At 55.5% G+C, this 11,796-nt stretch carries 13 protein-coding genes; 5 read left to right on the forward strand and 8 right to left on the reverse strand.

Going from position 1 to position 11,796, the window contains the following annotated elements; translation table 11 throughout:
• Window positions 1-64 precede the first annotated feature (64 nt).
• Together GC090_RS18820 and actP are read left to right on the forward strand one after the other, a co-directional pair.
• Window positions 65-394, forward strand: coding sequence for a DUF485 domain-containing protein (locus tag GC090_RS18820; protein ID WP_006121586.1), 330 nt, complete (start codon window positions 65-67; stop codon window positions 392-394).
• The gene (gene actP / locus GC090_RS18825) at window positions 391-2,046 is read left to right on the forward strand and encodes a cation/acetate symporter ActP (RefSeq protein ID WP_369974375.1); all 1,656 of its coding nucleotides are present in this window, start codon (window positions 391-393) and stop codon (window positions 2,044-2,046) included. Before GC090_RS18820 ends, actP begins: the two co-directional genes overlap by 4 nt.
• 67 nt (window positions 2,047-2,113) lie before the next feature.
• On the opposite strand, the gene GC090_RS18830 is transcribed toward actP, so the two are convergent.
• The 3 genes from GC090_RS18830 to GC090_RS18840 all read right to left on the reverse strand — a co-directional run bounded on the left by GC090_RS18830 (window position 2,114) and on the right by GC090_RS18840 (window position 3,937).
• Window positions 2,114-2,659, reverse strand: coding sequence for a YfaZ family outer membrane protein (locus tag GC090_RS18830; protein ID WP_006121584.1), 546 nt, complete (start codon window positions 2,657-2,659; stop codon window positions 2,114-2,116).
• A gap of 164 nt (window positions 2,660-2,823) precedes the next feature.
• On the reverse strand, window positions 2,824-3,519 hold the full coding sequence (locus GC090_RS18835) for an LrgB family protein (protein ID WP_033738999.1): 696 nt from the start codon (window positions 3,517-3,519) through the stop codon (window positions 2,824-2,826).
• Window positions 3,512-3,937 carry a CidA/LrgA family protein gene (locus GC090_RS18840; protein ID WP_039339056.1) on the reverse strand — a complete coding sequence of 142 codons (426 nt, stop codon included), beginning with the start codon at window positions 3,935-3,937 and terminating at the stop codon, window positions 3,512-3,514. Before GC090_RS18840 ends, GC090_RS18835 begins: the two co-directional genes overlap by 8 nt.
• A 101-nt stretch (window positions 3,938-4,038) precedes the next feature.
• Between GC090_RS18840 and GC090_RS18845 the strand changes: the two genes are divergently transcribed.
• Window positions 4,039-4,941: a LysR family transcriptional regulator gene (locus GC090_RS18845; protein WP_039339057.1), complete on the forward strand. Its 903-nt coding sequence runs from the start codon at window positions 4,039-4,041 to the stop codon at window positions 4,939-4,941.
• 58 nt (window positions 4,942-4,999) lie between these two features.
• Here the strand turns inward: GC090_RS18845 and GC090_RS18850 are convergent, their stop codons facing one another.
• The 4 genes from GC090_RS18850 to soxR all read right to left on the reverse strand — a co-directional run bounded on the left by GC090_RS18850 (window position 5,000) and on the right by soxR (window position 9,682).
• Window positions 5,000-6,652: a Na+/H+ antiporter gene (locus tag GC090_RS18850; RefSeq protein ID WP_033738994.1), complete on the reverse strand. Its 1,653-nt coding sequence runs from the start codon at window positions 6,650-6,652 to the stop codon at window positions 5,000-5,002.
• A gap of 144 nt (window positions 6,653-6,796) precedes the next feature.
• Window positions 6,797-8,146: an NCS2 family permease gene (locus tag GC090_RS18855; RefSeq protein ID WP_033738992.1), complete on the reverse strand. Its 1,350-nt coding sequence runs from the start codon at window positions 8,144-8,146 to the stop codon at window positions 6,797-6,799.
• Between the two features lie 345 nt (window positions 8,147-8,491).
• Complete coding sequence (locus GC090_RS18860) at window positions 8,492-9,157, reverse strand: glutathione S-transferase family protein (RefSeq protein ID WP_033738991.1); 666 nt, start codon at window positions 9,155-9,157, stop codon at window positions 8,492-8,494.
• Between the two features lie 39 nt (window positions 9,158-9,196).
• The gene (soxR, locus tag GC090_RS18865) at window positions 9,197-9,682 is read right to left on the reverse strand and encodes a redox-sensitive transcriptional activator SoxR (protein WP_205952488.1); all 486 of its coding nucleotides are present in this window, start codon (window positions 9,680-9,682) and stop codon (window positions 9,197-9,199) included.
• A gap of 155 nt (window positions 9,683-9,837) precedes the next feature.
• On the opposite strand from soxR, the gene soxS reads away from it, so the two are divergent.
• Together soxS and GC090_RS18875 are read left to right on the forward strand one after the other, a co-directional pair.
• On the forward strand, window positions 9,838-10,263 hold the full coding sequence (gene soxS / locus GC090_RS18870; protein WP_006121570.1) for a superoxide response transcriptional regulator SoxS: 426 nt from the start codon (window positions 9,838-9,840) through the stop codon (window positions 10,261-10,263).
• 244 nt (window positions 10,264-10,507) lie between these two features.
• Window positions 10,508-10,789 (forward strand): YjcB family protein, encoded by a 282-nt coding sequence (locus GC090_RS18875; RefSeq protein WP_006121568.1) that lies wholly within the window; start codon window positions 10,508-10,510, stop codon window positions 10,787-10,789.
• A gap of 52 nt (window positions 10,790-10,841) precedes the next feature.
• Here the strand turns inward: GC090_RS18875 and GC090_RS18880 are convergent, their stop codons facing one another.
• Window positions 10,842-11,792, reverse strand: coding sequence for an ATP-grasp fold amidoligase family protein (locus tag GC090_RS18880; RefSeq protein WP_039339061.1), 951 nt, complete (start codon window positions 11,790-11,792; stop codon window positions 10,842-10,844).
• Between the last annotated feature and the right edge of the window lie 4 nt (window positions 11,793-11,796).

Raw genomic sequence — 11,796 nt, forward strand, 5'->3', positions numbered from 1 at the left:
AAAAATATAACGCATTCACGCCGTTGCGTGAGGTCCACGCCTGCAAGCTTCTGGAGATAATGTGATGAACGATGCCCTGCCCGAACAGGAAAGAATCTACCAACAAATTGAAAAAAATCCGCGCTTTCAGGAGTTGGTCCATAAGCGCCAGTCCTTTGCCCTGCTGCTGTCGCTAATCATGCTGGTGCTCTATGTCGGCTTTATTCTGCTGATTGCGTTTGCTCCCGGCTGGTTAGGTACGCCGCTGCATGCCGGTACCAACGTGACGCGCGGTATTCCGATTGGCGTGGGACTGATCGTTATCTCCTTTTTACTGACCGGCGTGTATGTCTGGCGCGCCAATGGCGAGTTTGATCGCCTGACAAAAGCTATCCTCCGCGAGGTAAAACCATGATGCGTCTTATGCTGTGGATGCTGGCCGCCCTCCTGCCCTTTTCCGCCCTGGCCGCCGATGCGATTACCGGGGCGGTGCAGAAGCAGGCCGTTAATTATCAGGCCATTGTGATGTTTGTCATTTTTGTCGGTGCGACGCTGAGTATTACTTACTGGGCGTCAAAGCGAACCCGCTCGCGTAGCGATTATTATACGGCGGGCGGCAATATTACCGGCTTCCAGAATGGGCTGGCGATGGCCGGTGACTTTATGTCTGCCGCCTCCTTTCTGGGGATTTCTGCGCTGGTTTATACCTCGGGTTATGACGGCTTAATCTATTCGCTCGGTTTTCTGGTCGGCTGGCCGATGATCCTGTTCCTGATTGCTGAACGTCTGCGTAACCTAGGCCGGTATACCTTTGCCGATGTTGCCTCTTACCGCCTCAAACAAAAGCCCATTCGCACCCTGTCCGCCTGCGGCTCACTGGTGGTGGTTGCGCTTTACCTGATTGCGCAGATGGTCGGTGCCGGTAAGCTGATTCAGTTACTGTTTGGTCTGAACTATCATATCGCCGTCATTCTGGTGGGCATTTTGATGGTGCTGTACGTGCTGTTTGGCGGGATGCTGGCGACGACCTGGGTCCAGATCATCAAAGCCGTTCTGCTGCTGTTCGGTGCCTCATTTATGGCGATTATGGTGATGAAAAGTACCGGCTTCAGCTTTAATACGTTGTTCACTGAGGCGATGGCAGTGCATCCAAAAGGGGCGGCCATTATGCAGCCTGGCGGGCTGGTTAAAGACCCGATCTCTGCCCTGTCGCTGGGGCTGGGGCTGATGTTTGGAACGGCGGGCTTACCGCATATCCTGATGCGTTTCTTTACCGTCGCCGATGCGAAAGAGGCGCGTAAAAGCGTTTTCTGGGCCACCGGCTTTATGGGTTACTTCTATTTCCTGACCTTTATCATCGGATTCGGTGCCATTTTACTGGTCGGAGCTAACCCGGCCTTTAAAGATGCTTCGGGTGCGCTGATTGGCGGCACCAATATGGCGGCAGTGCATCTGGCTAACGCCGTGGGCGGCAGTACCTTCCTGGGCTTTATTTCCGCCGTCGCTTTCGCCACGATTCTGGCGGTGGTGGCGGGCCTGACCCTGGCTGGCGCGTCGGCGGTGTCGCATGATTTGTACGCCAGCGTTTACCGTAAAGGCCAGGCCAGCGAGCGCGACGAACTGCGGGTATCGAAAATTACGGTGCTGGTGCTGGGCGCAGTAGCCATCGCGCTGGGCATTCTGTTTGAGAAGCAGAACATCGCGTTTATGGTGGGGCTGGCCTTCTCGATCGCGGCCAGCTGTAACTTCCCGATTATCCTGCTGTCCATGTACTGGTCAAAGCTCACCACACGAGGTGCGATGGTGGGCGGCTGGCTGGGGCTGATCACGGCAGTGGTGCTGATGATCCTGGGCCCCACGGTCTGGGTACAGGTGCTGGGACATGCTTCCCCCATTTACCCTTATGAATATCCGGCGCTGTTCTCCATTGCCATCGCCTTTATTGGCACCTGGCTGTTTTCCATTACCGACCATTCACCGCAGGGCGCAGAAGAACGCTCCCGTTTCCGGGCACAGTTTATTCGTTCCCAGACGGGTTCAGGTATTGAGCAGGGTAAAGCACACTAATCTGTAGTGCCTGCAATAAAAAAAGGGCAGCCACCGCCAGGTCGCTGCCCTTTTTCTCAGACCGCTGTCAGAAACGCAGTGACGCGCCGACGTACGGACCGTCGACCAGTACGTTATCTTTACGGCCACCTTTGTTATTCAGCTCGATATACTGATAACCGACGCGCAGGTTAAGCAGAGAAACAGGCGTGAAGCTCACACCACCGCTTGCCTCCTGATAGCTGTCCAGGTGGTCAGTCAGGCCTTCTGGTGCGTAATAGTACTGACCGAATAAGCCCCACATGCTGTTGATGTTGTACTGCGCGCTGCCGCCCAGCGCCACCGCAAATCCGTCTTTCCCGTCTTCAGGATGGGTAAAAATCGCCTTTGCGGTTGGCGCCAGGCGCAAATCGCCAACATCAACGTTGTAACCCAGTCCTGCACCGTAGGTGCTTCCGTCATGATCGCTACGTAACCAGTTGCCATTCAGGAACAGGCCCGGTGACGTGGTGCCCAGTCCGAGATTGAGATTCGTACTGTGCTCGCCCACATCCACGCTGCCTTCGATAGCCTGCGCAGCGCCGCTCAGCAACATAACGCTCAGCGCGCTTCCTGTGACAAGTTGTTTAAACATGATTCTACTCCATGAGGGGTCCAATAATTCCGCCTCAAGGGTAGCAGCCTGAAACGAGGTGACAACTTTATTTGGAAAGCTTTACGTAAAAAGTGATGTCATTCATGACAATCATGTCCGTCAGCTGGCCAGTGACGGCGGGCACCGCTGTGCCGTCTGCCGCCTTACTGTGCCCACATAATGTGCCCGATTAACGGTGCCAGAATCACCGTAACCACGCCGGATAACATCATCACCAGGCTGGACACGACGCCTTCCTGTTGGCCCAGCTGGTAAGCCCGCGCGGTGCCCGCACCGTGGGAGGCGGCCCCAAATCCAGCCCCTTTCGCCACGCTTTGCTGGATAGCAATGCGTAAAAACAGGACGTCGCCGACCGCCATGCCAAATACGCCAGTAATGACCACAAACAGCGCCACCAGATCGGGCTGTGCGCCCATGGGTTTAGCGGCCGCCAGGGCAAAAGGCGTGGTAATGGAGCGCACCGCCAGGCTGCGTTGCAGGCTTTCGGGCAAACTCAGCAAACGCGCCAGCCACACCGAGCTGCACACCGATACCGTGGTGGCGGTCAGTACACCGGCGCTGAGCGATAACCAGTGGCGTTTTATCACGTCCATGTTTTCGTACACGGGCACTGCAAACGCCAGCGTGGCGGGCCCCAACAGCCATAGCAACCAGTGACTTTCGGCAATGTAGTTTTGCCAGCTGATATGGGTGACCAGCAACAGCAGCACCAGAATCATGGGCGTCATGATCAACGGCATCAGCAGCAGCGTTGGCCAGCGGCGATACAGCCGTTTATTCACGTAGTAGATCACTAACGTGGCGGCCGCGCACAGGAGGCTGATCGGCAAATCAGGCATCGTTGTTCTTCTTACGCGCCGCGCGCGCCACTTCAAACCGATAAAGCCGGTCCACAACCAGCGCCGTTGCCGCCAGCACCAGCGTGGTACTGACCGCAATCACCAGAAAAATTCGCCAGCCGTCCACCTGCAGCAGGTCCGCGTAGTTGATGACCGCAACCACCGCCGGGATAAAAAACAGTAGCATCTCTGCCAGCAACCAGCTTGCCCCGGCCTTTACCCAGCGCAGGGGTAAAATACGCAGCGCGATAAGCAACAGCAGCAGGAGCATGCCTACCACGTTGGCTGGCAGCGGCAAGTGCAGCCAGTTCACCAACTGTTCGCTGGCGATAAACAGCGAGATGTAGAGCGCCAGTTGTACCGGCACGCTCAGCCGGTTTATGTGGCTGACGTTCAGGCGACGCAAGGCCAGTGCCATTTGTCTTTCCCCTCTGGAATGAATGCGTCCAGTATAGATTTGCTGCATGGGGTGAAAGAAATGAATTAAAATTATCCAAATCATGCCAAAAGGGAATAGTTATGGACGTTCGCGCCCTGCGTTACTTTACCGAGGTCGTCCGCCAACAAAGCTTTACCCGGGCTGCACAGGCGTTGTTCGTGACGCAGCCGACAATCAGCAAAATGGTGCGCCAGTTAGAAGAGGAACTGGGCTGTGCCTTACTTCTGCGTGATGGTCGCCGCCTGCATCTGACGGACAGCGGTCAGGCGGTCTACCAACGCGGTCTGGCGATTCTGCAAGAGTTTCATCAGCTTGAGGCAGAGATAGGCGATATTAACGATCTGAAAACCGGCCAGTTGCGCCTCGGTATTCCCCCAATGGTGGGCATGCAGATTGCCGGTTCCGTCTCCGCGTTTCGCCGCCGCTATCCGGGCGTGGAACTCAACATTGCTGAATTTGGCGGGCTGACGGTGCAGGAAGCCGTGCTGGCCGGAACACTGGATATCGCCCTGACGGCGCTCCCGGTCGATCCCGAACTGCCCCTCGCCACCTTATCCCTTATGCGCCATCCGCTCTGTGTGTTGCTGCCGCGTAAGGCGCCCTGGCTACGTCGCACCCGGCTTTCACTCTCTGAGCTGGCGGCGCATCCGCTGCTTATCTTTAACGAAGAATTTTCACTGAACCGGCAGTTGATGCAGGCGTTTCAGCGTCAGGGAATAACGCCCACGATTGCCGTCCGAAGCGGGCAGTGGGATTTTCTGGCCGCCATGGTTCAGGCAGAGATGGGCCTGGCCATTCTGCCGGAACCCATTTGTCAGCGTTTAGATAAGCAGTCGTTACTGTGGCTGCCGCTGGCGTCTGAACTTCAGTGGCATCTGGGGCTGATTTGGCGGGAAGGAAGTTATCTGTCGCGCAGTGCGCAGGCGTGGATCGCCTGTTGCCGGGCCCACTGGCCCGATGATGCACCCCGCCTGTCTGTCTGATGCCCCGCCTGCTCACCGCCGCACGGCGAAGCAGGCTGGGCCCGAAAGCGGCGGCGAGTTACGCCTCTTTCTCGATTAACAGCGCTTCCAGCAGATCCAGATCGTGCAGCAATTTTTGCATGGTCTCGTTCGAAATCGCCTTGGTGGCACGCAGGTGATAGACCTCCGCGCGCTCGGCACGGAGCGCGGTCAGACGGAAACGGCGCTCCAGATTTTCGGCAAACAGGGCATGTTCAAGGTCATTTTTGCCCTCGGCGCGACGGCGCAGATTCCCGGTCACGCGCAGGCTTACCTCTTTTAGCAGCTCTGGATCGATGTTTTCATCGGTTTCTTTTTCGAGCCTGGCTTCCATTTTTTGCAGACTCTCAATCGCCGCCCCCGCCATTACCGCCTTCGCATGCTGTATTTCATGGCGATGCGCATTTTTATCCAGTGTTTCGACGCCGCGCAGCAGGACGGGCAGGATAATGACGCCGACCAGCAGGGAGAACAGAATCACCCCGGTCGCGATAAACACCAGTTCGTAACGGGCCGGGAAAGGATTGCCGTTGCTCAGAAACAGCGGGATCGACAGCACACCGGCCAGCGTAATCGCACCGCGCACGCCCGCAAAGGAGGCGATTAACAGTTCACGCAGTGAGTACGAGGAGAACACTAACGGCTTGTTTTTCAGCAACCGTTTACTGAAGCGCTGCATAATCCACAACCAGCCGAAGCGCACCACCATTAACGCCGCATAGACCAGCACGATATCGGCAAAAATCATCCAGATATCCACATTGGGATCCGCATTGGCCTCGGCGATGGATTTTTGCAGGATAGAGGGCAGTTGCAGACCCAGCATCAGGAACACCATGCCGTTAAACACAAATTCCAGCATATGCCAGACGCTGTTGGCGCGCAGGCGCATCGTCAGCGGTGCCTGACGAATAATGCCAGAGCGCGTAATCGTCATCCCGGCCGCGACGGCGGCTAAGATCCCGGATACGCCGAGGTGCTCAGCAATCAGATAAGAGGCGAAAGGCAGCAGTAACAGCAAAACAATTTGTGTGGCTGCGTCATCACTGCCGCTCCAGCGGTTCAGCACACGTAGCGACTTCCCGTAAAGCCAGCAGACCGCAACCCCAGCCACTAGGCCGCCCAGCGCCACCTTGAGGAACTCTACGCTGGCACCGCCCCAGCTAAATACCATGGTGCCCATCGCGACCGCGACGGCGAACTTCAGTGAAACCAGGCCAGAGGCATCGTTCATCAAGGCTTCGCCCTGCAGAATCGCCATGATTTTCTTAGGAATGCGGCCTTCACCGACGATACCAGAAAGGGCCACGGCATCGGTGGGTGAGAGCACGGCGGCCAGCGCAAACGCAGGGATAAGCGGAATGCCCGGCACGGTCCAGTAAATCAGGTAGCCGATACCGACGACGGTGATCAACACCAGTACCAGCGCCAGGCCAAGGATTTCCCGGCCATAGTGCAGAAACTCGCTGACCGGTGTTTTCCAGCCGTCGGCAAAGAGCAGCGGCGGAATAAACAGGACGAGGAATAATTCCGGGTCAAAATCCACATGCAGCCCAAACGTGGGCCAGGCCAGCAGCGCACCAACGGCAATTTGCACCAGCGGCAGCGGGATTTGAAAAGGCAAGATACGCGCGGCGACCCCAGAGAGCGACACCACCAGCGTCATGATCAAAATAGTAAAAAAGATTTCCATGCTTTCCTTAGGCGGGTTGTTATCTTTGAATCAACGTGAAGATAAAGTGTAAAACAAACTGGCAAGCGCGGAAAAAGCTACGTGTGCTTCGGTGAGGAAAAAGCGGAAAATTCCGGACGCACGGCTGCACGTCCGGTCAGACAGTCAGATCGCCCAGCCTCCGGCATAAAAAGCCACCAGCGCAACGGCAATCACGACCGTGCCAATATTTAACTTACGCCATTCACCGGCAAACAGTCGGCCAACTACCAGGGTGGCAAAACCGATCATGATGCCGGTAACAATGTTACAGGTCAGGACAATAATGACTGCGGTGAGCAGGCCCGACATCGCATCGACAAAGTCGGCGAAGTCGATTTTAGCGACGTTGCTCAGCATCAGCAGGCCGACATACATCAGGGCGGGTGCCGTCGCATAGGTTGGTACCAGATAAGCCAGCGGAGACATAAACAGAATCACCAGAAACAGCAGACCCACGACGATTGCCGTCAGGCCGGTTTTACCGCCTGCCGCCGTACCGGCCGCCGATTCAATATATACCGCGGCAGGCGATGCGCCCACCAGTCCGGCAAACAGGCTGCTCAGCGAATCCGTGGTCAGTGCCCGTCCGCCGTTAATAATCTGCCCGTCTTTATCGAGTAAATTGGCCTGCCCGGCCACGGCGCGAATCGTGCCGGTCGCATCAAATACCGCCGTCATCACTAACGCCAGTACGGTGGGCAAGACGGCAGGCTGCAACGCGCCCATAATGTCGAGGCTGAAAAACAGCGATGTCCCCTGCGCATCACGCAGGCTCGGCAGCGCAAACAGCCCTTGCCAGCGGACGGCGGGATCGAAGGCCAGGCCGAGAGCAGAGATCACGATGACCGTCAGCAAAATACCGCCAGGCACCCGGCGCTTCTCCAGACCAAAAATCGCCGCCAGCCCCAGCAAAGACATGAGGACGGGGAAGGAGGTAAAGTGCCCCAACGCCACCGGTAAACCTGAGCCAGGGTTTCTGACCACCAGCCCCACATTGTCAGCGGCAATCAGCAGTAAAAACAGGCCAATCCCGATGCCCGTACCGTGTGCGACGCCCATGGGCAAATTGCGTAAGATCCAGGCGCGAATCCCGGTGGTGGAAATCAGCGTAAACAGCAGCCCCATGAGGAACACAGCGCCAAGCGCGACCGGCACGCTGATGTGCTGACCCAGTACAAGACTGAACGCTGTAAAGGCCGTCAACGAGATTGCACAGCCAATCGCCATGGGTAAATTGGCCCACAGCCCTATCAGGATTGACCCGAAGCTTGCCACCAGGCAGGTGGCAACAAACACCGCCGTAGGAGAGAACCCCGCTTTACCCAGCATACCGGGGACCACGATCACCGAATAGACCATGGCAAGAAAGGTCGTCAGCCCGGCCAGGATTTCCTGTCGCACGCTGCTGCCACGGGCCGAAATGGCGAACCAGGCATCCAGTCTTCCACTGGTCGGGCGTGATTCAATTGACATAGTTAAGCCTCAAAAATTTTTATTGTGTAATTCACGCGGTCACCGTTCTGCATTCCCTGAATATGTCTTTACCCACGGGCAACCGACAAAAGGCAAACGTTTACTTCGCCACGCAGAACGGGTGTAACAAGCACCACCAGACTGAAGGGGGCAGATTATCCGGTCTTTAACCGCCGCTTTTCAACCGTTCAGAGGGAATTACTGCGTATAAAGATCAGGTTAGTAACATCAGGAACGTGCTGGAAACCTGCCAGTAACATTCTTGCAGGCAGCGTGGCCGGTCGATGAAAGAGGATGTTGGTGGAAGAGAGATGACGCCGGACGGCGTCATCAGAGCGCATCGCCTCAGCCCGGCAGAGTGAGTTCACCGCCCTGCTGGATGGCCCGTTGCCATGCGGCGCGCTGCTGAACGGTGGTTAACCATTTTTGCGTGGCGGGCGCATTGTGCAAGCCGGCGCGCTGGCTCAGCGCCAGAACAGGAAAGCTCATTTGCACATCGGCGATGCTGAATCGTTGACCGGCAAACCAGGGATTGGCCGAGAGATGATCTTCGATCATTTGCCTGTGGACGTGGAGCTGTTTGTCCAGCCAGGCTTTTTGTACGCCTTTCCCCAGCGCGGCACCCACGGGACGCAGCAACCAGGGCACGGGCGCGCTGCCCAGCCGGCCAAACACCAGCTTCATGACCAGCAGCGGCATCAGGGAACCTTCAGCGTAATGTAACCAGTAACGCGCCTGGAGGCGCGCCTCTTCGTCGGTAAGCTGTAATCGCTTCTCGCTGTCGTACTTTTCTTCGAGGTATTCCAGTATGGCCCCGGACTCCGCCACCACCCGATTGCCATCTGTGATAACCGGCGATTTGCCTAAGGGATGCACTTTTTTCAGTGCTTCCGGTGCCAGCATGGAGGCTTCACGCTGGTAACGTTTAACCTGATAAGGCACTTCCAGCTCTTCCAGCATCCACAGCACGCGGTGCGAACGAGATTGTTCCAGATGGTGAACAGTAATCATCATGATTCCCTGCGAGTGAATATGCAGACAGTATAGACGTCACTTCACCTTGTGCAGAGAACCATCCTGCTCGGGATCCAGCAGGACCGCACCTGATCCCTGCTGTCCCAGCCGATCACCGGGGTTACGGAGCGGACAGTCACGCATGGATAAACAGCCGCAGCCAATGCAGCCATCCAGGTCGTTACGCAGGCGCGTCAGGGTTTCGATGCGCTTATCCAGTTCATCCCGCCAGTGCTGCGTCAGATTGCTCCAGTCCTGCGCAGACATGCGTTTATCCGCAGGCATGTTTTCCAGACTGTCGCTGACGCTGGCGAGCGGAATGCCGATGCGCTGGGCAATTTTAATGATCGCCACACGGCGCAGGACATCACGGCTGTAGCGCCGCTGATTACCGGGATTGCGCGTGCTGGAAATCAGCCCTTTGCTTTCATAAAAATGCAGCGCTGACACGGCCACGCCGCTTCGCCGCGCGACTTCCCCAGGTGTCAGCACCGGTTTTGGATAATTGCGATCTTTTTTCATCTGGCACTTTACCTCAAGTTAACTTGAGGAATTATACTCCTTTCCCATCAGAACAACACCCGCCCTGACGACGTCACGCCCCCTGCAGGCTGATTATCAGCCTCACAAACTGCGGCATGCACGGTGACGGGGACATTCACCAGAAGGATGAGGCCATGATACAAGAAGAGATCATTCATTCACTGACCCACTGGATTGACCAGAACCTGGATAAAAGCCTGTCAATCGATGAGGTGGCCGCGAAGTCCGGTTATTCGAAATGGCACCTGCAACGTATGTTCCGTAGCGTAACGAAACAGACGTTGGGTGGTTATATCCGCGAACGCCGGCTGACGCTGGCCGCAGAAGCGCTGCGTCAGACGCAGCGTCCGGTATTCGATATTGCGATGCAGTATGGCTACGATTCGCAGCAGACCTTCTCACGGGTCTTTCGCCGCCAGTTTTCCCAGACGCCTACGGCGTATCGTCACTATATGCGTCGCCAGGCGGTTCAGCGTCCACGCCTGCTGAGCTTTGACTGTGGGGAAACGATGAGCAGCTTTACGCAGCGTACAACGGGTGAATGTTGTCCGCTTAATTAACAGCCCGCGTGCGCCCGATCGGGCGCACGGCTTTATCCCCTCTTTTTTACCCTTCCGCTGGCTTGACACTGCGCTGACAAATCAAACAAATTCTGTACAAAAATTGAGAACCAGATGATATAATGTGACCCACATCACATTATGACGTTTGTTGCCGACGAAAGAGCCCCACCTGACAGACTTTTCCGCCGACGTGATGTTCGCAGACAGTCAGGCGTCCTTTCCGATTTTGAGGTCAAAATTGATGGCTACCCTAACCACCAGTTTTCTTGTTATGCGCTGGGAATTGCTGAGCGCTGTAATGATGTTTTTCGCCAGTACACTGAAAACCCGCCTTCGCCAGGACAGCCATCATGTCATGGCCTTTCTCTGTGGCGGCGTGGGCGTTGGTCTGTCGTGCTGGTTTGTGACCGGTTTAATGGGCATCACGCTAAGCATGGAAAACGTGCACCATTTTTTGAGCGTCTCTAAAGAAGTGTTCATTGACATGATGAGCCGTGCGCCTGCGAACTGGCCAATGCCCTGAATGACCAATAAAAAACCCCGCAAAGCGGGGTTTTTTATATTGCTGTGTAAAGTCAAATTTTCTTCAACATGACAGGAATGGCGACATCCTGTACGTCAACGTCCGGTCTCTGCGTTCCGCGACGTTCCTGAATCCACATTTCACCCATCATCTTGTCTAAGCCACGATCCAGTCCGGTTACCATGCCTGCGCCAGGCGTAAACGTCAGTTCACCAAAATAGATGTGCTGGTCGTGGATATACCAATCGACTCGCACGTAGTCAAAGTCACTGGCCAGCGTTTTGCTCAGGGCAAGTGCCCGCTCCAGTGAGGGCATGATCGGGGAAACATCCAGGCCGGTATCGCGAATTTTATGGTAAGCCTCGGAGAGGTTATTAACGTAAAAATTCATCGAAAGCTGAGGCTGACAGCGGTTGTAGATGACCTGAAGAACATACTCAAAATTGCCATCGCGCTTATTGAACATATGAAACTTGTAATCAACCGGCGCGCTTTTACCGTCACCAATATACTGCTCAACCAGAATACGTGGCTTGATATAGCGATAGTGGATCTCACGCGCTTCGTTGGCGAAATCGGTTTTTAACCACGAATAGCAGTTATGAATGATTTGCTGCTTACGAAGCGCATCCGGTTCTTCCAGCACGATCTCTACCATGTTTGAAGCATGATTCGGTTTGATAACCGTGCCCTGCCAGCGCGTAAGATCATTCAACGTGGTGGGATCGGTGGTGTCGTGGAGCAACGGAATCAGATAGTCATTACCGATCTTTTCCGCAATATAGTCGCGCACCGAATACTTATCGGACAGGCGCGCATACAGCTGGTAATCACCATGGATAAACTTGCGATACAGCACTTTTTCGTTGAAGACCTTGGGCTCACGCAGATTCGGGAGCTTTCTGAACTTGCGGAAGTAATAAATACGATCCTGATAAGTCCAGGGCATCTTCTTAATAAAGTACTGCAAACTTCTTCTGAGCTCTTGCTTCAACCTGAGCATATTT

Source organism: Pantoea sp. JZ29, from assembly GCF_035190385.1.
Classification (GTDB): domain Bacteria; phylum Pseudomonadota; class Gammaproteobacteria; order Enterobacterales; family Enterobacteriaceae; genus Pantoea; species Pantoea stewartii.